We start from the raw sequence: 19,943 nt of genomic DNA on the forward strand, positions 1-19,943 counted from the left end.
CCGCGCAATCGGACGGCCCCTTTTTCACGCCTGTTTCAGCGCAGTTCGAACACCACGTTCAGCGAGACGCCGATTTCCTGCTCGCCGGGGACGATCTTCGATTCGGCGGCGTCCATCGCCTGCGCGCGGGCGTACATCACCGGCACCGGCGGGCCGGGCATGTCGCTCGCCTCGCTCACCGCGACGATGCGCACCACGCGCATGCCCAGCGTCTTCGCATAGATTTCGGCGCGCGCCCTGGCCTTGGCGATGGCGTCGACGCGCGCCTCGTCCAGCGCCTCGTCGGGATTGGCCAGGCTCAGCGTCGGGCCGTTGATCTGGTTGGCCCCCTGCTTGACCAGCGCGTCCAGGATCGCGCCCGCCTTGGAAATGTCGCGGAAGCGCACCGACACCGTGTTGCGCGCCTGATAGCCGGTGATCACCGGCGGCACGTTCTCGCCATAGCGATATTGCGGATCGAGCCCGATGTTGGCGGTCTGGACGTCACGCTCGGCGACGCCAGCCGCCTTCAGCGCGGCGAGCACGCGGTCCATCGCCTTGGCGTTATCGGCCAGCGCCTGCGCCGCGGTGGGGGCCTGCGTCACCACGCCGGCGCTGATCGTCGCGAGATCGGGCACGCGCCGCACCTCGCCGCGCGCGGCGACGTCCAGCCGGGTGCCTTCGATCACCGCCACCGGCATGGGCGCGACCGCCTGCGCGGCGAGCGGCGCGCTCGCCGTCGCCAGCATCGCGGCGATGATCAGCTTCGAACGGAATTTCATGTCAAACCTCCTGTCGTTGGGCCGCTTTTGGACATTGCCGACAAAACGGAGGCTTAACGGCGATTCCTTGGACGGCGGCTTCAGACCCGCCGGTTGCGGATGATCAGCCGGTAGATGACCAGGATGACGACGGCGCCGGCGATCGCCGCCAGATAGGTCGCGAACCAGCCGCGCACCGCCAGCCCGAGCGCCTGGGCGACGAACCCGGCGAGCAGCGCGCCCGCGATTCCCAGCAGGATGGTGACGATGCAGCCGCCCGGGTCCTTGCCCGGCATGATCAGCTTGCCGATGACGCCGGCGACCGCCCCGATCAGAATCCAGCCCCAGAAACCCAGATCGGCCATGCCGCCCTCCCTTTTGTTGCGCGCCCGATGAATATCGTTGCGGAGAACAAGCGACAAGGGCAGGGTTGGGTACCGCAACGACGCCCGGAATTGCTTGCGTTTGAGACGATTCTGGCGCAAAGGCGCGCGGCGCGTCCGATCGTGTGCGATCGGCGCTTGAGATCGGTGACTTATTCGGATAATACAGTTCTACCGCGACCGGCCGGAGGGGGTTCGGGCGGCGACAGGGCGTTGGACCAGATGAACTACGAATCGAACTTTTCCGCGGATCGCGACACGGTGTTTGTCGAAGGCAGGCCGAGCCGCCGCAAGTGGATCATCATCGCCGCCGTGGCGCTGGCCGTCGTCCTGGCGGGCCTGTGGTTCGCGTTCGGGCGCGGCGCCGACGCGCCCGCCGCGGGCGCGGCGAACGCCAACAGCGACGCGCCGACCGTCACCGTCTCGGTGCCGGGCCGCCAGACCGTGCAGCGCACCGTTTCCGCCACCGGCACGATCGCCGCGCGGCGCGAGATGCCGGTGGGCGTCGCGGGCGAAGGCGGGCTCGTCACGCGCGTGCTGGTCGAGCCGGGCAGCTGGATCAGCGCCGGGCAGGTGCTCGCCACCGTCGATCGTTCGGTGCAGGCGCAGACGGCGGCGCAGCTCGCCGCCAGCATCAACGTCGCGCGCGCCGACGCCAAGCTCGCCCAGTCCGAGCTCGACCGCGCGCAGACGCTGGTCGAGCGCGGCTTCATCTCGCAGGCCGATATCGACCGCAAGACGGCGACGCGCGACGCCGCGCTGGCCCGTGTCCGCGTGGCCGAGGCGCAGCTGGCCGAGACACGCGCGCGCAACAGCCGGCTCGATATCCGCAGCCCGGCGGCGGGCCTCGTCCTGACGCGCGACGTCGAGCCGGGCCAGATCGTCAGCGCCGGATCGGGCGTGCTGTTCCGCGTCGCCATGGGCGGCCAGATGGAGCTGCTCGCGCGCCTCTCCGAAAGCGATCTCGCGGCGATGCCGGTGGGCGCGCAGGCGACGGTCACCCCGGTCGGCAGCGGGCAATCCTTCAAGGGCGAGGTGTGGCAGGTGTCGCCGGTGATCAATCCGGAAACGCGCCAGGGCGTCGCGCGGATCGCGCTCTCCTACGATCCCGAGCTGCGGCCGGGCGGCTTCGCCTCTGCGGACATCGTGGCGGGCGCCCGCGTCGCGCCGGTGCTGCCCGAATCGGCGATCCTGAGCGACGAGCGCGGCAGCTACGTCTATATCGTCGGACGCGACAACAAGGTCGCGCGCCGGCCGATCACGACGGGCACCGTGACCAGCCAGGGCATCGCCATCACCGACGGACTGAGCGGCAACGAGCAGGTGGTGCTGCGCGCGGGCGGGTTCCTCAACCCCGGCGAAACGGTGAAGCCCAAGCGCGCCGGCGGGAACGGCTGATAGGGATGTCCGCCGTCGGGTTTTTCGCCCGGCGGCGGCGAGATGGATAAGACGCGATGAATTTCAGGAACATCTCCGCCTGGTCGATCCGCAATCCGGTGGTCCCAATCGTGCTGTTCATCGGCCTGACCATCGCCGGGCTGATCAGCTTCATGACGATGGAGGTGCAGAACGATCCGGACATCGAGTTCCCGGTCGTCATCGCCACCATCTCGCAGCCGGGCGCGGCGCCGACCGAGATCGAGACGCAGATCACCCAGCGCGTCGAATCGGCGGTGCGCGGGATCGATGGCGTGCGCAACATCAGCTCGACCGCCAATGAAGGGTCCTCGACCACCGTCGCCGAGTTCCAGATCGGCGTCGACGTCAACCAGGCGGTGAACGAGGTCAAGAACGCGATCGACCAGGTCCGCGGCGAGCTGCCCGACGGGATCATGGAGCCCTACGTCTTCAAGGAGACGACGACGGGCAACCCGCTCGCCTATTACGCCGTCAAGGCGTCCGACATGACGATGGAGCAGCTCAGCTGGTTCGTCGACGACACCATCTCCAAGCGGCTCATGGCGATCCAGGGGATGGGCGAGGTCGATCGCTCGGGCGGCGTCGACCGCGAAATCCGGGTGATCCTCGATCCTGCGCGGATGCAGGCGCAGGGCGTCACCGCGGCGCAGATCAACAATGTGCTCCGCCAGGTGAACGTCAACGCGGCGGGCGGCAAGGCGGAGATCGCCGGATCGCGCCAGTCGGTCCGCGTGCTCGGCAACGCCGAGGACGCCTACGAACTGTCGCAGACGCAGATCTCGCTGGGGGGCGGGCGCACCGTCAAGCTGGCCGACGTCGCCGATGTGAGTGACGGTTTCAGCGAGCAGTCGCGCATCGGCAAGATCGACGGCAAGCAGGTGGTGAGCTTCTCGATCGCGCGCGCCAAGGGCGCGTCCGACCTGACCGTGTTCGACGCGGCCGAGGAGGTGATCGCCCAGATCGAGAAGGAAAATCCGGGCGTCGACATCATCACGATGTTCAACAACGTCCAATATACCGAGGACCAGTATCACAGCTCGATGGCGGCGATGGTCGAGGGCGCGGTGCTCGCCGTGATCGTCGTGTTCCTGTTCCTGCGCGATTGGCGCGCGACGGTCATCTCGGCGCTGGCCATTCCGCTGTCCGCGATCCCGACCTTCTGGATCATGGACCTGATGGGCTTCACGCTCAATTCGCTGTCGCTGCTCGCGCTCGGCCTGGTCGCGGGCGTGCTGGTCGATGACGCGATCGTCGAGATCGAGAATATCGTGCGCCATATGCGCATGGGCAAATCGGCCTATCAGGCGGCGATCGACGCCGCCGACGAGATCGGCCTGGCGGTGGTCGCGACGACCTTCTCGATCGTCGCGGTGTTCCTGCCCGTTGGCCTGATGCCGGGCGTGTCCGGCCAGTTCTTCAAGAATTTCGGCCTGACCGTGGTCGCCTCGGTGCTCATCTCGCTCGCCGTCGCGCGCATGATCACGCCGATGATCGCGGCCTATTTCCTCAAGGCGTTCGGCCATGCCGAGCATGGCGGCGGCTGGATGATGGACCGCTACATGCGCGTGCTGCGCTGGTCGCTCGACGACAGCAAGGTCGATCGCGATCCGGCGCACGGCCGCTTCCGGCACCTGATCTCGCACTGGCGCGACCACCGCGTGTGGGTGATGGGCATCGGCCTGGTGTCGTTCGTCGTCATGCTCGGCCTGTTCGTGATGCTGCCCAAGCAGTTCTTCCCGCAGGTCAACAGCGACAGCAGCCAGGTGCGCATCGAGATGGTGCCCGGCACGACCATCAAGCAGACCGAGGCGGTCGCCGATCAGGTCACCCGCATCATCGCCGAACAGCCCGAGACCAAGCTGGTGATGGAGGCGATCCGCGAGGGCAACGCCAACCTGTTCATCAACCTGACCGAGGACCGTGCGCGCACCAGCATGGAATATGAGCGGCAGCTGGCGCCGCGGCTGGCGGCGATCCCCGACGCGCGGGTCTATTTCCAGTCGTTCGGCGGCGGCGGCGGCACCGGCCGCGCGATCTCGATCATGCTCTCGGGCTCCGATCCCGCGCTGCTCGACCGTACCGCCGCGCGCCTGGTCGAGCAGATGAAAGGCATTCCGGAGGTGCGCGCGCCGCGCGTCAACGCGGACATGCGCCGGCCGGAGCTGATCATCACGCCGCGGCTCGATCTCGCCGCGCAGCTCGGCGTGACGACCGCCGCGCTCAGCCAGGCGATCCGCATCGCGACGCTGGGCGACATCGATCAGAACAGCGCCAAGTTCTCGCTCTCCGACCGACAGGTCCCCATTCGGGTCATGCTGCCGGAAAACTCCCGCCGCGACCTGTCAACCATCCAGAACCTGCCGGTGCAGACCGCATCCGGCGGATCGGTGCCGCTCAGCCGCGTCGCGGAGATCGGCTTCGGTTCGGGCCCGGTGACGATCCAGCGCTACAACCAGCAGCGGCGCGTCTTCGTCGGCGCCGACCTCGCTCCCGGCGCGGTCAAGGGCACGGCGATGGAAAAGATCATGAAGACCCAGGTGATGACCAACCTGCCGGTCGGCGTGTCCAACGCGCCCGTCGGCGAGGATGAGTGGCAGGCCGAGATGGCCAAGAGCTTCGGCATCGCGCTGTTCTCCGGCGTCCTGCTCGTCTTCGCGGTGCTGGTCCTGCTCTACAAGCGCTTCATGTCGCCGCTGGTCAACATGGGCTCGCTGCTGCTCGCGCCGCTGGGCGGCCTGATCGCGCTGATGATCCTAGGTCAGCCGCTGTCGCTGCCGGTGTTCATCGGCATCCTCATGCTGTTCGGCATCGTCGCCAAGAACTCGATCCTGCTGATCGATTTCGCCATCGAGGAGATGGATCGCGGCACGCCCAAGTTCGAGGCGATCGAGGAGGCCGGGCACAAGCGCGCGCAGCCGATCGTGATGACGACCGTGGCGATGGTCGCGGGCATGGTGCCGACCGCGCTCTCGCTGTCGGGCGACGGCGCGTGGCGCGCGCCGATGGGCACGGTGGTGATCGGCGGGCTGATCCTGTCGACGCTGCTGACGCTGTTGATCGTGCCCGCGGCGTTCAGCCTGGCGGACGGCCTGGAAAAGCGAATCGGCCCGTTCCTGCGCCGCCGTCTGCTGACCTACGATCCCGCCCAGCATGGCGAGCGCCCGGAGCCGCAACCGGCGGAGTGAACTTTCGCCGGGTTCGGCTATTCTCCATGGCATGACGCCGCTTGCACGCCGCCCCTTCGCCAGGTTCAACCCAGCGCAGGGCGGCGTGACGGGGATGCGCGTCGTCGCCACCGGCATGCTGGTGGTGATGGCGATCACTTATGCGATCGCCCGCTCGCTGCAGCATCTGCACCCCGCCTGGGGCTTCGTCCGCGCATTCGCCGAGGCGGCGATGGTTGGCGGGCTGGCGGACTGGTTCGCGGTAACCGCGCTGTTCCGTCACCCGCTTGGGCTGCCGATCCCGCACACCGCGATCATCCCGCGCAACAAGGATCGCATCGGCGACACGCTCGCCACCTTCCTGCGCGACAATTTCCTGATCCCCAAGGTCGTGGCGCGGCGGATGAAGCGGGTCGACGTCGCGGGCGCGATGGGCCGCTTCATGTCGGAGCCGACCGGGCTCAACAGCCGGCTGCGCGAGGGCGTCGCGCGGCTGGTCGCCAACATGCTCGAAAGCTTGGATCAGGAGCGGCTGGGCGGCATGGTCAAGCAGGCGGTAGGGCAGCGGCTGCGCGATCTCGACGTCGCACCGCTGCTCGGCCAGGCGCTGACCGCGGCGATCGCCGACGGACGCCACGTGCCGCTGATCGACGGCATCGTGCGCTGGGCGGCGAAGACGCTGGAGGCGAACGAGCAATTGATCCGCGACATGGTGCACGAGCGCGCCGGATCGATCATGCGCTGGACCGGCCTGGACGAGAAGCTGGCCAACGCGATCATCGACGGTCTCTTGAAGATGCTCGACCAGATGGCCGCCGATCCGGAGCATCCGCTGCGGATGAAGGCCGAGGAGGGGCTGGAGACGCTGGCGCGGGACCTGCAGGCCGATGCGGAGATGCAGGCCCGCGTCGCGCGGATCAAGGCGGAAATCCTCGATAATCCCGCGATGGCGCGCTGGATCGAGGGGCTCTGGGAGCAGGCCCGGCGTGGGCTGCTGCGCCTCGCCCGCAACCCCGATGAGGCAATGGCCGGGCGCTTCGGCGATTTCTGGAAGCAGGTCGGCCATTCGCTGCTGACCGAGCCGCGACTGCGCATGACGATCAACCGCTTCGCCCGCCGCGCGGCGGTGGGCGCGACCGCAAGCTACGGCGACGGCATCGTCCGGCTGGTGTCGGACACCGTGCGCGGCTGGGACGCGCATACCATTACCGGGCGGCTGGAGAATGCGGTGGGACGCGACCTGCAATATATCCGCGTCAACGGCACGCTGGTCGGCGGGCTGGTGGGGGTGACGATCCATGCGATCGACGTGCTGCTGTAGCACGGATCGGCGTCACCGGTTGATGCCCCCCGGAACCTAGGCCGGTCTGGTCGTCACCCCCTGTCGATCCCCACAATCGACGGCGCGCGCATAGACCGCCGCCCTGCGCGCTGTATTGGACGAATTCGGCAATTTCGGCAAAAAGTTACAGCGGCATATCCGATTTATAATGGTGCCAGGCGAAGATCGCCGCGGCGCCGCGATGCGGCCGCCACGCCTCGGCAAGCTCGCGGATCTGCTTCTCGCTCGGCCGTTCGGCATGGCCGAAGATGCGGCCGACCTCGATCTGGATGGCGAGATCGCCCGCCGGCCAGATATCGGCGCGTCCCTCGGCGAACAGCAGATAGATTTCCGCCGACCACCGGCCGATGCCCTTGATCTTGACGAGCTCGGCGATCGCCGCCTCGTCATCCTCGGGCAGATTGTCGAGATCGAGCGCGCCGGAGACGACCAGCTCGGCCAGGCTGCGGGCATAGCCCTGCTTCTGGCGCGAAAGGCCGCAGGCGCGAAGCGCGTCGAAATCGGCGGCGAGCAGCTTGTCCGGTGGACAATCGGGGCCAAGCGCCGCCTCCAGGCGGTTCCATACCGCGTTCGCCGCATGCACGCTCACCTGCTGCCCGACGATGGTGCGCAGCAGCGTATCGTAGCCGCGCGCGCGGATGCGCGGCTCTGGATAGCCTATTCGGCCCAGCGCCGCGGCGAAGGCGGGCTCGCGCTTCGCCAGTTCGTCCATCGCCATCCTGATCTGATCGCTGCTCAGCCCCATGGTGATCCCTTGATATAGCCGTCCGCGCCAGACATAGGCGGCGGCGAACCGGAATGCGAGCAAGGGGAATGACGTTGCCGAAGCTGATCGTGGTCACGCGGGATGGAAATGAGCATGTCGTCGAGGGCGAGGCGGGGCTGTCGGTCAAGGACGTGATCAAGGACGCCGGCTTCGACGAGCTGCTGGCGCTGTGCGGCGGCAGTTGCTCCTGCGCGACGTGCCATGTCCATGTCGATCCCGACTTCGCGCACCTGATGCCCAAGATGAGCCTGGACGAGGACGACCTGCTCGACAGCACCTCCGACCGGGACGAGCGGTCGCGGCTGTCGTGCCAAATCCCGTTCGGCGACGCGCTCGACGGCCTGCGCGTCGAGATCGCGGCGGAGGACTAAAGCTCGCGCAGCGCCCGCGCCGGACGGGCGGCGAGGATGGGCAGCGCGCCGAGCAGGCCGATCGTCATGGTGAGGCCGGCGCCCGCGGCGAGCGTCGCCAGCACGGTCGGATAGTCGGGCAGCCAGTCGAATTCGAAGATCTGCGTCATCACATACCAGGCGCCGGCCATGCCCAGCGCCAGCGCGACGGCGGCGAGCGCGGCGCTGAGCAGGGCGTACTCGATCGCCTGCGCGCCTAATATTTGCGCGCGAGTCGCGCCCAGGGTCTTCAAAATCACGCTGTCATAGGTCCGCGTCTCGCGCGCGGCGGTGATCGCGCCGATCAGCACGGCGATGCCGGCGAGGATGGCAATCGAGGCGGCGGCGGCGATGGCGGTCGCCATCTGCGACACGATGTCGCGCACCTGGGCAATGACGCCGCCGACCTCGATCAGCGAGACCGAGGGGAAGCGCGGCAGCAGCGCCTGCATCACCGCCGGCTCACCGCCGTCGGGCAGGTCGACGGTGGCCGCCAGGTTGTGGGGCACGTTCGAGAGCGCGGTGGGGCTGAACACCATGACGAAGTTGAAACCCATCGTGTCCCAATCGATCCGCCGGAAGGACGCGACGGTGGCGCGCCGCTCGACGCCCAGAACGGTGTAGGTCAGCGGATCGCCGATCTTCAGGTCGAGGATGCGGGCGAGCTCGGCATCGATCGAGACCAAAGGCGGGCCGGCATAATCGGCGGGCCACCATCGCCCTTCGACCACCGAGCTTCCCGGCGGCGGCGTCGCGGCATAGGTGAGGCCGCGCTCGCCGCGCAGCGCCCAAGCGCCCTCGGGCAGCTCCTCCAGGTCGGCGACGCGGGTATCGCCATAGCCGGTGATGGTGCCGCGCAGCGCGGGCACGGTGCGCACGGTGGCGCGCGGCTCCACCGCGGCGATGGTCGCGCGAAACTCCGCCTCGCGGTCGCGCGGCACGTCGAGCGCGAACAGCGACGGCGCACGCTCGGGCACGCTGCGCTGGATGTTGGCGTCGAGGCTGGTGCGGATCGCGGCGAGCAGCACGAACAGGGTGAGACCCAAGCCCAGCGCCACCACCAGGGTCGTCGTCCGCGCGCCGGGGCGGTGAAGCCCGGCGATCGCGAGGCGGAACAGCGGACGGCGCGGACGCGGCGCGCGGGCGGCGGTACGGCGCACCAGCCAGCCGAAGCCGGCGAGCAGCAGCAGGACGCCGGCGGCGGCGGCGAGGAAGCCCGCGCTGAACAGCGGATCGCGGCTGGTCGCGACCGCGAGCGCGACCAGCGCGGCCCCCGCCGCGGCCATCCACGGCACCACCTTGCGGAGTGCAGGGCGGCGCTGGTCGAACAGCCCGCGCAGCAATCCCGCCGCGGGCACCTCGCTCGCCGCGACGAGCGGCGGCGCGGCGAAGGCGAGCGCGATGAGCAGGCCGTAAGCGGCGGCGAGCGCGAGCGGCAGCGGATGGACCGCGAATTGGGGCGCGACCGGCAGCACGTCGCCCGCCAGCCAGACGATCGCTGGAACCGCTCCGACGCCGACCGCGAGGCCGGCGGCGATGCCGATGCTCGCGACGGCGACGATCTGCAGCAGATAGACGCGCGCGATCAGGCCCGAGGTCGCGCCCAGCACCTTCAGCGTCGCGATGCCGCCGCGTCGGGCGGCGAGATAGGCGGCGACACCGTTGCCGACGCCGATGCCCGCGATGATCAGCGCGGCGAGCCCGACCAGCGTGAGGAACTGCCCCATCCGGCCGATGAAGCGCGAGGCGCCCGGCGCGGCGCGGTCGCGCGTTCGCGTCTCCCAGCCGCCGAGCGGGAATTCGGCCTTGATCGCGTCGGCGGCGTCCGCCGGATCGCCGCCCGTCATCCGCACGCGGATCTTGGTTTCGTAGAGACTGCCCGGCTGGATCAGCCCGGTGCGCGCCATGCCGTCGTTGGAAAGGATCGCGACGGGGCCGAGGGTGAAGCCCTCGCCCAGCCGGTCCGGCTCGGTGGCGATGATCCCGCCGACGGTGAAGCGGGCGTTGCCGAAGCGGAGCGTTTCGCCGGCGCGCACGCCTAGCCGATCGACCAGCGCGGGGGCGATATAGACCTGGGTGGCCGCCGGCGCGCGCACCGCGCGGCCGTCCGTGAGCGTCAGCGCGCCGTAGAGCGGATAGGCGGCGTCGACGGCCTTGAGCTCGACCGGCACGGTGCGCGGCCCGGCTGGCGTGTCGCGGATCGCCATCGATTGCAGGCGGATGGTTTCGGAGAGCGAGCCCAGTTCGGATATCGCCGCGCGCTCCTCGGCCGTCGGTCCGCGCTGCGATACGGCGAACTCGACATCGCCGCCCAGGATGACTCGCCCGCGCGCGGCCAGTTCGCCGCTGATCGCCTGGGTCAGGCTGCCGATCGCGGCGAGCGCGCCGACGCCGAGGAACAGACAGACCAGCAGCAGCCTGAGGCCGCGGAACCGCGCGTGCAATTCCCGCCGCGCGATGCGCCAGGCCAACCGCCAGCCGGTCATCGGCCGCTGTCGGAAACGATCCGCCCGTCGCCCAGCGTGACGATACGGTCGCAGCGTTCGGCAAGCGCGGGATCATGGGTGATGACCAGCAAGGTCGCGCCGGTCGCGCGCTGGCGATCGAACAGCAGGTCCATCACCTGCGCGCCGGTCGCCGCATCGAGATTGCCGGTGGGCTCGTCGGCGAAGACCAGGGTGGGGCGCGGTCCGAGGGCACGGGCGATGGCGACGCGCTGCTGCTCGCCGCCCGAAAGCTGTGCGGGATAGTGATCGAGCCGGTGGCCGAGGCCGACCGCGGCGAGCTCCGCATCGGCGCGGGCGAAAGCGTCGTCCGATCCGGCGAGCTCCATCGGCACCGCGACATTCTCCCGCGCGGTCATGGTGGGGAGCAGGTGGAACGCCTGGAGGACGATGCCAATGCGGCCGCGCCGCGCCTTGGCCAGCTCGTCTTCGTCGAGCGCGGCGAAATCGAGCCCGGCGACGCGCACTTCCCCGCCCGTCGCGCGCTCGAGGCCCGAGAGGATCGCCATCAGCGACGATTTGCCCGAACCTGAAGGACCGAGCAGCGCGACGCTCTCGCCGCGCCGGACGGCGAAGTCGACGCCCTTCAGAATGTGGGTGGGCGCGGCGGCGTCGCCGAGCGTCAGCGTGACATCGCGCGCGGCGATGACCATATCGTCGTGAACCAGATCAGGCATGGAGATGAGTGTGACCGCGCTGAGGATGTTGGCCCCATATGTGGCGGCGCTCGCAATTCTCCAACTGGCCGCGTGCGATTCTCCGCAACCGGCCCAGTCCAAGGCCGACACGCAAGCGCCGGCCGAGACCGCGGTCGCGGGGCCGGAGCGCGTCGTGGTCGCGTTCGGCGACAGCCTCTACGCCGGATACGGGCTCAACCGCGGCGAGGGGCTGGCCGACGAACTGCAGTCGCAGCTGCGCGCAGGCGGGATCAACGCGCGGGTGGTCAAGGCCGGGGTTTCGGGCGACACCAGCGCGGCGGGGCGGCAGCGGCTGGCCTTCACGCTCGACAGCCTCGAGGCGAAGCCCGATCTCGTTCTGCTCGGCCTGGGCGGCAACGACATGCTGCGCCAGCTGCCGCCGGCCGAGACGCGCGCGAACATGACCGCGATGCTCGATGAACTGAAGCGCCGCGGGATCCCGGTGATCCTGACCGGCATGGTCGCCGCGCCCAATCTGGGGCCGGACTATGCGCGCGACTTCAACGCGATCTATCCGGAGCTGGCGGCGGAATATGGCGCAACGCTCGATCCGTTCATCCTCGACGGCGTGATCGGCGTCGATGGGATGATGCTGCCCGACGGGCTTCATCCCAGCGCCGAGGGCGTCGATGCGATCGCAAATCGGCTCGCGCCGCTCGTCGCCGAGAAATTATCGGACAACTAAGGGCTGGTCTTTGTTACCGGTCGCATTATTCCCTCCGCCAAAATGAGGGGAGATTGCGTGATGGCGACAACCACCGAGGATGGCCTGCCGAAACACCACAAGGCGACGCAGAACGAGAAGCTGGTGATCGCCGCCTCGTCGCTCGGCACCGTGTTCGAGTGGTACGACTTCTATCTCTACGGCCTGCTCGCCTTCTATATCTCCGCGCAGTTCTTCTCCGGCGTGAACGAGACGACGGGCTTCATCCTCGCGCTCGCCGCCTTTGCCGCGGGATTCGCGGTCAGGCCGTTCGGCGCGCTGGTGTTCGGGCGGATCGGCGATCTGGTCGGGCGCAAGAACACCTTCCTCGTCACCATGGGCATCATGGGGCTTTCGACCTTTGCGGTCGGCCTGCTGCCGAGCTACGCCTCGATCGGCGTCGCCGCCCCGTTCATCCTCGTCGCGCTCCGCCTGCTCCAGGGCCTGGCGCTGGGCGGCGAATATGGCGGGGCGGCGACCTATGTCGCCGAGCATGCGCCCGAGGGGCGGCGCGGGCTCTACACCAGCTGGATTCAGACCACCGCGACGATGGGGCTGTTCGCGGCGCTGCTCGTCGTCATCGGCCTCAGGACGATGATGGGCGAGCCGGCCTTCGCCGCCTGGGGCTGGCGCGTGCCCTTCCTGATCTCGATCCTGCTGCTCGCCGTATCGCTGTGGATACGGCTTCAGCTCGCCGAGAGCCCCGTCTTCCAGAAGATGAAGGAGGAGGGCACCACCTCCAAGGCGCCGCTGACCGAGGCATTCGCGCGCTGGGGCAACCTCAAATGGGTGCTGATCGCGCTGTTCGGCGCGGTCGCAGGGCAGGCGGTGGTCTGGTATGCCGGCCAGTTCTACGCGCTGTTCTTCCTCGAAAAGACGCTGAAGGTGGACGGCGCGACCGCCAACATCCTGATCGCCATCGCGCTCGCGCTGGCGACGCCCTTCTTCATCTTCTTCGGCTGGCTCAGCGACCGGATCGGGCGCAAGCCGATCATCCTGGGCGGCTGCGCGCTCGCCGCGCTTGTCTATTTCCCGCTGTTCGGCGCGCTGACCGGGGCGGCGAATCCGGCGCTGGCGGCTGCGCAGGCGCGCGCGCCCGTCACCATCCAGGCGCATCAGGACGAATGCTCGTTCCAGTTCGATCCGATCGGCGGCAACAGCTTCGATTCGACCAGCTGCGACATCGCCAAGACATATTTGGCGAAGGCGGGAATCAACTATGACAATCGCGACGTTGCGACGGACGCGCCCACCGTGGTGCGGATCGGCGAGGCGGCGTTCACCGCGCCCGACCCCGCGGGCATGACCGCCGAGCAGCGCAAGGCCGCGGTCACGGCATTCCAGGGCGAGCTCAAGACGGCGCTCGCCGCTGCGGGCTATCCGGACAAGGCCGATCCGGACGCGATGAACAAGGTCGCGGTCGTCGCCATCCTGTGGGCGCTCGCGATGCTGGTGACGATGGTCTATGGCCCGATCGCGGCGATGCTGGTCGAGCTGTTCCCCAGCCGCATCCGCTACACCTCGATGTCGCTTCCCTATCATATCGGCAATGGCTGGTTCGGCGGATTCCTGCCGACGCTCGCCTTCGCGATGGTCGCGGCGACGGGCGATATCTATTACGGCCTGTGGTATCCGGTGCTGATCGCCGCGCTGACGGTGGTGATCGGCCTCCTCTTCCTGCCCGAGACCTTCCGCCGCAACATCGACGACTGAACCGGCGCGCCTGACGGCTGGCGTTCGCCGCTCGATCATGTCTAACTGACGGGCGAGGGGACGACGCATGGCAACGGCGGCATCGCGGCGGGCATTGGGGTTCTGGACGGCGCTGGCGCTGGTCGTCGGCAACATGATCGGATCGGGCATCTACCTGCTGCCGGCGAACCTCGCTCCGTTGGGGGCGAACGCGCTGATCGGCTGGGGCGTGACGATCGCCGGCGCGATGTGCCTGGCCTTCGTCTTCGCGCGGCTGGCGGCGGTGATCCCATGCGCCGGCGGGCCCTACGCCTTCGCCGATGCCGCGTTCGGGCCCACGGTCGGCTTCTTCGTCGCGTGGAGCTATTGGGTGCTGATCTGGGCGGGCAACGGCGCGCTGGCGATCGCGGTGGTGAGCGCGCTGAGCCTGGTCTTTCCGGTGCTCACGGCCACGCCGTACCTCTCTGGCGTCGCGGCGCTGGTGCTGGTGTGGGGGCTGGTCGCGGTCAACATCCGCGGCGTTGCGCTCGCCGGGCGGGTGCAGCTGGTGACGCTGGTGCTCAAGCTCGTGCCGCTCGCCGGGGTGATCTTGCTCGCCGGGTGGCTGCTGCTGAGGAACGGCGCGGGGGCGGTGGCGCCCGCAACTGCGGTGCCGATCGGCGCAGGGGCGATCGCCGGCGCGGCGGCGCTGACCTTCTGGGGCTTTCTCGGCGTCGAATCGGCGACCGTGCCGGCGGACAAGGTGGAGAACGCCGCACGCACCGTCCCGCGCGTCACGCTGATCGGCACCGCCTTGACCGGCCTCGTCTATGTCGCGGTTGCGGCTTCGGTCGCGCTGCTGATGCCCGTGGAGATCACCGCCAATTCGCCCGCGCCGATCGCCGAGTTCCTCGGCCGCACCCTCGGCACCGGAATGGCGGCGGTGGTCGCGCTGTTCGCCGCGATCAGCGCGCTCGGGGCCTTGAACGGCTTCACGCTGCTGCAGGGCGAGGTCCCGCGCGCGATGGCCCAAGGCGGGGTGTTCCCGGCGTGGTTCGGCAAGGAAAGCCCGCGCGGCACTCCGGCGCGGGCGCACATCGTCTCCGGCCTACTGGTCACGGGGGTGATGCTGCTCAACTATACCGGCAAGACCGGCCAGCTGTTCCAGGACATCGCGACGATCAGCCTTGCCGCGGGGATGGTCGCCTATCTGGCGAGCGCGCTCGCCGCGATCCGGCTTTTGCCGAAGGACGTGCCGCTGGTCATCGCCGCGGCGGTGTCGGCGGGGTTCGTGCTGTGGATGGTGTGGGGGCTGGGGCTGAAAGCGGATTTGTGGGGCCTGGGGCTGATGGCGCTCGGCCTGCCGGTCTACTGGCGGGTGCGGCGCTGAGGCTTGGTCAGGTGGCGATCGCCGCCTTCAGCCATGCCGGTGTCAGCGCGTCCCCGAGCGCCTCGACGCGGCGGTGCTCGATCATCAGGCCGAGATCGGGATAGGTCGCGCGGGTGCGGTCGCCTGGCTCGGCGAGCGGGGCGACGACCAGGCGGCGGTTGACCTTCGACCGGTGGTGCATCCGCGCCGTGTTTTCCTGGCCGATGAAGCAGCCCTTCGCGAAGCTGACGCCGTTCAGCTCGCGCGCGTTGCATTCGAGCCAGAGCGTCTCGCCGTCGCCGAGCTCGGCCACGCCTTCGGTGACGCCGAGCGAGAGACGGTGCGCGTGCCAGCCGGTGGCCGGCTCTGTCGGCGGAGCGAGCCAGCGCGCGCCGAGCGCCGGGAGGCGCGGGTCGCGCGGGCGATCGGCGGCTTCGCGCGACCAGTGGACGGCGAGCGTTTCGTCCGGCGCGATGGTGATGGCGCGGCGCAAACGATAAAGGGCGAGACGGCGGGCAAGCGCCTCGGCGCGATCCGCCTCGCAATCGATCAGGATGTCGTCGCCATCTGTCCAGAGGATGAAATCGAACAGCGCCTTGCCCTGTGGACTGAGCAGCGCGGACCATTGCGGCTGGCCTTCCGTAACGGAGGTGAGGTCCTGCGTGACCAGCCCCTGGAGGAAACCACGCACGTCCTCGCCGAAGATCCGGACGAGAGCGCGGTCGGTGAGGGTGGTGGCCATGATCCCCAGTTAGGGACTCCCCCGCCCCTTGCAACCGATACCGGGAAGCTTAGGAACGCGGGCATGACCGACCGCCTGACCATCCGCCGCCCCGACGACTGGCATGTCCATCTGCGCGACGGCGAGATGCTGCGCGCGGTGGCGCCGGCGACCGCGCGCCAGTTCGCCCGTGCGATCGTGATGCCCAATCTCGCGCCGCCGGTGGTGAGCGTTGAAGCAGCGGAGGCCTATCGCGGGAGGATCATGGCGGCCCTGCCCGAAGGCGCCGACTTCACCCCCCTGATGACCTGCTACCTGACCGATAACGCCGACGCGGCGGAGATCGCGCGCGGCTTTGCCGAGGGCGTGTGGGCGGCGTGCAAGCTCTATCCGGCGAATGCGACGACCAATTCGGCGCATGGCGTGACCGACATCCGCACGCTCCATCCGGCGCTGGAAGCGATGCAGCGGATCGGTATGCCGCTGCTCGTCCATGGTGAGGTGACCGATCCAGACATCGACATCTTCGACCGCGAAGCGGTGTTCATCGACCGCGTGCTGATGGGGCTGACGCGCGACTTTCCCGCGCTGAAGATCGTGTTCGAGCACATCACCACCGCGGAGGCGACGGCGTTCGTCGAGGGGTCGGGCCCGCTGGTCGGCGCGACGGTGACGCCGCAGCACATGATCATCAACAGGAACGCGCTGTTCGAAGGCGGCATCCGCCCGCACGCTTATTGCCTGCCGGTCGCCAAGCGCGAGGCGCACCGGCTGGCGGTGCGCAAGGCGGCGACCTCGGGCTCGGCCAAATTCTTCCTCGGCACCGACAGCGCCCCCCACGCCGTCGAGCGCAAGGAGACCGCCTGCGGCTGCGCCGGCATCTACAACGCCGCCTTCGCGCTGGAGAGCTATGTTTCCGTGTTCGAGGAGGAAGGCGCGCTCGACAAGTTCGAGGCGTTCGCCAGCGAGAACGGCCCGCGTTTCTACGGCCTGCCGCTCAACGAAGGCACGATCACGCTGGAACGCGGCGACACGAAGGTGCCGGAGGCGATCCCGGCGGCGGGGACGGCGATCGTGCCGTTTCACGCCGGCGAGACGCTGAGGTGGCGGATGGCCGCGTAGCCCGTTCTAGGATTGCCGCGCCGGATCGGTCAGCGGCTCCGCCATGATCATGTCGTCATGGGCGACATGGCCCGGCTCGCGCTCGATCATGCGGTGGACGACGGGTGGGCCTTCGCCGCGGTGGAGCGCGCGCAGCGTGGCGCCGATGTCGGCGTCGGTGTGGGTGCGGCGCTGGTTATGGCGGACATATTCGGTCCAGGTCGGGCTGTGATAGCGCTCGATCCAGATCGATCTATCCTCCAGATCGCGCAGCAAGGTCCAACCCCGCGCGCCGTCGCGCAGCCGGATGCGGCGGCGCTCGACCATCGCGGCCTGGAAGGCCGGTATGTCGGCCTCGTCGATACGAAAGGCGACGGTGACCACGATCGGGCCGCTGCGCGGTTCGAGCGCTACCGGCAGCCTGGGTTCCCGCCAGCGGTCCAGCGGATCGAGGTTGAGCGCCTCGGCCTTGGGAAGCGCATGGCGCAGGCCGATCGCCGCGCACAGCGCCAGCACGCCGGCCGACAGCAGCAACGCCGTCGGCACGCCCCATCTTTCCGTAACCATGCCCCAGAACCAACTGCCGACCGCCATGCCGCCGAACGCCGCCATCTGGTAGAGCGCCAGCGCGCGGGCGACGACCCAGCGCGGGGCGGAAAGCTGGACGGTGACGTTGAAGGTGGAGAGCGCCATCACCCAACCGCCGCCGCCTATCAGCAGCGCGAGCATGGTCAGCGGCAGCCAGCGGCTTTCCGCGGCGATCACGCTCGCCACGGCGAACGCGATCAGCGCCGCGCGAACGATCGCCTCGCTCGACATGCGCCGGCGGAGCGGCGTCGCGAAGAATGCGCCGCCGACCGCGCCGACGCCGAATGCGCCCAGCAGCAACCCGTAGGTGAGCGCGCCCCCGGCGACGAGATCGCGCGCCATCAACGGCATCAGCGCGGGCACCGCGCCGGCGCCGACGCCGAATACCGCGGCGCGGATCATCACCGACAGGATGTTCGGCGACATCGCGACATAGCGCAGGCCGGCCATCATCGCGGCGCCGAGCGGTTCGCGCGGCAGGGAGGGGCGGGCGACGGCCGGTCGCCAGCGCGCCAGCACGAAGATCAGGCCGAGATAGCTCAACGCGTTGACCGCGAACGCCGCGGCCGCGCCGGCGGTCGCGACGATGACGCCCCCCACCGCCGGACCGGTGCTGCGCGCGACGTTGAAGCCCATCGAGTTGAGCGCGACCGCGGCGGGCAGGACGGGGCGGGGCACCATCTCCCCCACCGACGCCTGCCACGCCGGACCGTTGAGCGCGGCGCCGCAGCCGATCAGGAAGGTCAGCGCGAGCAGCAGCCAGGGCGTCATCACCCCGGCATAGGCGCAGGCGGCGAGGACGATCGAAACGGCGAGCATGAAGACCTGCGCGACGATCATCAATCTGCGCCGGTCGAACGTGTCCGCGAGCGCCCCCGCGACCAGCGCGAGCAGCATGATCGGCAGCGTCGTCGCGGTCTGGACCAGGCTGACGAGGACGGGCGAGGCGGCAAGCGAGATCATCAGCCACGACGCCCCGACCGACTGGATCAGCCCGCCGAAGCGCGAGGCGAGGTTGGCGAGCCAGACGTCGCGGAAGATGGCGAAGGCGAACGGTGACGATGGATGTGCTTGAGGATGATCGTCGGCGGCCATGATCGTGTGACGCACGATCGAGCGAGAGGATGCAACCCATCATCATATTTCGCGCGACGACACTTGCCCCGCGCGGCGTCGGTCGCTACGGCAATTGCGAGTGATTAGCAATAATGCCTTGTTGCGCGTATGACCCGGGTGGTGACGCGGCGCTGGTATCTGGTCCATAAATGGACCAGCCTGGTGTGCACGGCATTCCTGCTGATGCTGTGCGTCACCGGGCTGCCGCTGATCTTCCATGACGAGATCGATGCGCTGACCGAGACGAGCGACGGCCTGCCGCCGGTGGCCGATGGCAATGTCGCGCCGTCGCTCGACGCCATCCTCGCCGGCGCGCTGGCCGACCGGCCAGGGCATGTCGGGCTGTTCATGAGCTTCGACGAGGACCGGCCGGTGGTGAACATCACAACGGGGCCCGCGCCCGACGCGCCGGGCGCCCAGATGACGCTACGCTCCTACGACATGCGCACCGGCGATCTGGTGGGGGTAATCACCGAGGACGGGGTGATGCACTTCCTGCTGCAACTCCACACCGACATGTTCCTGGGGTTGCCCGGCATGTTCTTCCTGGGTGCGATGGGGGCTCTGTTCTTCGCCGCGATCGTATCGGGCGTGGTGCTCTATGCGCCGTTCATGCGGCGGCTGGATTTCGGCACGGTGCGCGCCAATCGCAGCCGCCGGATCAAGTGGATCGACTATCACAACCTGCTGGGCATCGTCACCCTGGCCTGGGCCAGCGTCGTCGGACTGACCGGCGTGATCAACGCGCTGGAGGACCCGATCGTCGGCAGCTGGCGCGCGAGCGAACTGGCCGAGATGACCGGGCGCTATGCCGGGCAGGCGGCGCCCGCGCCCGGGAAGCTCGCATCGATCGACGGCGCGCTCGCCACCGCGCGCGCCGCCGCGCCGGGCAATTGGGTGCAGTTCATCGCCTTTCCCGGCGGCGCGTTCAGCAGCGCGCACCATTATGCGGTGTTCATGCAAGGCGACACGCCGCTGACCAAGGGACTGCTCAGGCCGGCGCTGATCGATGCGTCGACCGGCCGGCTGACCGACATCCGCGCGATGCCCTGGTACGTCCAGGCGCTGTTCCTCAGCCGGCCGCTGCACTTCGGCGATTATGGCGGACTGCCGCTCAAGATCCTGTGGGCGCTGCTCGACATCTTCACCATCATCGTGCTCGCGTCCGGCCTTTATCTGTGGCTGGGCAAGCGCCGCGCGCCGCTCGACGCGCGGGTGCGAGAGCTGGAGACCAGCGGGCTGGTGCCGGCCGAATGAGCAGGATGCCGC

General features: G+C 69.1%; 16 protein-coding genes. 9 read left to right on the forward strand and 7 right to left on the reverse strand.

Annotation, left to right across the window (positions count from 1 at the left end; translation table 11 throughout):
- Nucleotides 1–35: 35 nt before the first annotated feature.
- Nucleotides 36–761: an SIMPL domain-containing protein gene (locus tag D1610_RS13990; RefSeq protein ID WP_118864803.1), complete on the reverse strand. Its 726-nt coding sequence runs from the start codon at nt 759–761 to the stop codon at nt 36–38.
- Between the two features lie 80 nt (nt 762–841).
- Nucleotides 842–1,105, reverse strand: a complete 264-nt coding sequence (locus tag D1610_RS13995) for a GlsB/YeaQ/YmgE family stress response membrane protein (RefSeq protein WP_118864873.1) — start codon at nt 1,103–1,105, stop codon at nt 842–844.
- Between the two features lie 240 nt (nt 1,106–1,345).
- Here D1610_RS13995 and D1610_RS14000 point away from each other — a divergent pair, with 240 nt between their 5' ends.
- From D1610_RS14000 to D1610_RS14010, 3 genes are all read left to right on the forward strand, one after another.
- A complete protein-coding gene (locus D1610_RS14000) occupies nt 1,346–2,521 on the forward strand; it encodes an efflux RND transporter periplasmic adaptor subunit (protein ID WP_118864804.1) in 1,176 nt (391 codons plus the stop codon).
- A gap of 56 nt (nt 2,522–2,577) precedes the next feature.
- Nucleotides 2,578–5,727 (forward strand): efflux RND transporter permease subunit, encoded by a 3,150-nt coding sequence (locus D1610_RS14005; RefSeq protein WP_118864805.1) that lies wholly within the window; start codon nt 2,578–2,580, stop codon nt 5,725–5,727.
- Nucleotides 5,728–5,821: 94 nt separating this feature from the next.
- Complete coding sequence (locus tag D1610_RS14010; RefSeq protein ID WP_118864874.1) at nt 5,822–7,027, forward strand: DUF445 domain-containing protein; 1,206 nt, start codon at nt 5,822–5,824, stop codon at nt 7,025–7,027.
- A gap of 145 nt (nt 7,028–7,172) precedes the next feature.
- Here the strand turns inward: D1610_RS14010 and D1610_RS14015 are convergent, their stop codons facing one another.
- Nucleotides 7,173–7,793 carry a DNA-3-methyladenine glycosylase family protein gene (locus D1610_RS14015; RefSeq protein WP_118864875.1) on the reverse strand — a complete coding sequence of 207 codons (621 nt, stop codon included), beginning with the start codon at nt 7,791–7,793 and terminating at the stop codon, nt 7,173–7,175.
- A gap of 74 nt (nt 7,794–7,867) precedes the next feature.
- Between D1610_RS14015 and D1610_RS14020 the strand changes: the two genes are divergently transcribed.
- Entirely contained in the window at nt 7,868–8,185 is a 318-nt protein-coding gene (locus tag D1610_RS14020) for a 2Fe-2S iron-sulfur cluster-binding protein (protein WP_118864876.1), read from the forward strand.
- Here the strand turns inward: D1610_RS14020 and D1610_RS14025 are convergent.
- Together D1610_RS14025 and D1610_RS14030 are read right to left on the reverse strand one after the other, a co-directional pair.
- Nucleotides 8,182–10,689, reverse strand: coding sequence for an ABC transporter permease (locus D1610_RS14025; protein WP_118864806.1), 2,508 nt, complete (start codon nt 10,687–10,689; stop codon nt 8,182–8,184). The genes D1610_RS14020 and D1610_RS14025 overlap by 4 nt on opposite strands.
- Nucleotides 10,686–11,384 (reverse strand): ABC transporter ATP-binding protein, encoded by a 699-nt coding sequence (locus tag D1610_RS14030; protein ID WP_245942254.1) that lies wholly within the window; start codon nt 11,382–11,384, stop codon nt 10,686–10,688. Before D1610_RS14030 ends, D1610_RS14025 begins: the two co-directional genes overlap by 4 nt.
- A 4-nt stretch (nt 11,385–11,388) precedes the next feature.
- Between D1610_RS14030 and D1610_RS14035 the strand changes: the two genes are divergently transcribed.
- The 3 genes from D1610_RS14035 to D1610_RS14045 all read left to right on the forward strand — a co-directional run bounded on the left by D1610_RS14035 (nt 11,389) and on the right by D1610_RS14045 (nt 15,169).
- Complete coding sequence (locus tag D1610_RS14035; RefSeq protein WP_425453239.1) at nt 11,389–12,090, forward strand: arylesterase; 702 nt, start codon at nt 11,389–11,391, stop codon at nt 12,088–12,090.
- Between the two features lie 60 nt (nt 12,091–12,150).
- Entirely contained in the window at nt 12,151–13,821 is a 1,671-nt protein-coding gene (locus tag D1610_RS14040) for an MFS transporter (RefSeq protein WP_118864807.1), read from the forward strand.
- A 67-nt stretch (nt 13,822–13,888) separates the two neighbouring features.
- Nucleotides 13,889–15,169: an amino acid permease gene (locus D1610_RS14045; RefSeq protein WP_118864808.1), complete on the forward strand. Its 1,281-nt coding sequence runs from the start codon at nt 13,889–13,891 to the stop codon at nt 15,167–15,169.
- A 7-nt stretch (nt 15,170–15,176) separates the two neighbouring features.
- Here D1610_RS14045 and ygfZ read toward each other — a convergent pair whose 3' ends face one another.
- Nucleotides 15,177–15,890 carry a CAF17-like 4Fe-4S cluster assembly/insertion protein YgfZ gene (ygfZ, locus tag D1610_RS14050; protein WP_182466838.1) on the reverse strand — a complete coding sequence of 238 codons (714 nt, stop codon included), beginning with the start codon at nt 15,888–15,890 and terminating at the stop codon, nt 15,177–15,179.
- A 63-nt stretch (nt 15,891–15,953) separates the two neighbouring features.
- On the opposite strand from ygfZ, the gene pyrC reads away from it, so the two are divergent.
- Nucleotides 15,954–16,991: a dihydroorotase gene (gene pyrC / locus D1610_RS14055; protein WP_118864810.1), complete on the forward strand. Its 1,038-nt coding sequence runs from the start codon at nt 15,954–15,956 to the stop codon at nt 16,989–16,991.
- A 6-nt stretch (nt 16,992–16,997) separates the two neighbouring features.
- Here the strand turns inward: pyrC and D1610_RS14060 are convergent, their stop codons facing one another.
- Nucleotides 16,998–18,653, reverse strand: coding sequence for an MFS transporter (locus D1610_RS14060; protein ID WP_118864811.1), 1,656 nt, complete (start codon nt 18,651–18,653; stop codon nt 16,998–17,000).
- 129 nt (nt 18,654–18,782) lie between these two features.
- Here D1610_RS14060 and D1610_RS14065 point away from each other — a divergent pair, with 129 nt between their 5' ends.
- Nucleotides 18,783–19,931 (forward strand): PepSY-associated TM helix domain-containing protein, encoded by a 1,149-nt coding sequence (locus D1610_RS14065; RefSeq protein WP_118864812.1) that lies wholly within the window; start codon nt 18,783–18,785, stop codon nt 19,929–19,931.
- Nucleotides 19,932–19,943: the final 12 nt, after the last annotated feature.

The sequence above is a fragment of the Sphingomonas gilva genome (assembly GCF_003515075.1).
Lineage (GTDB): Bacteria > Pseudomonadota > Alphaproteobacteria > Sphingomonadales > Sphingomonadaceae > Sphingomonas > Sphingomonas gilva.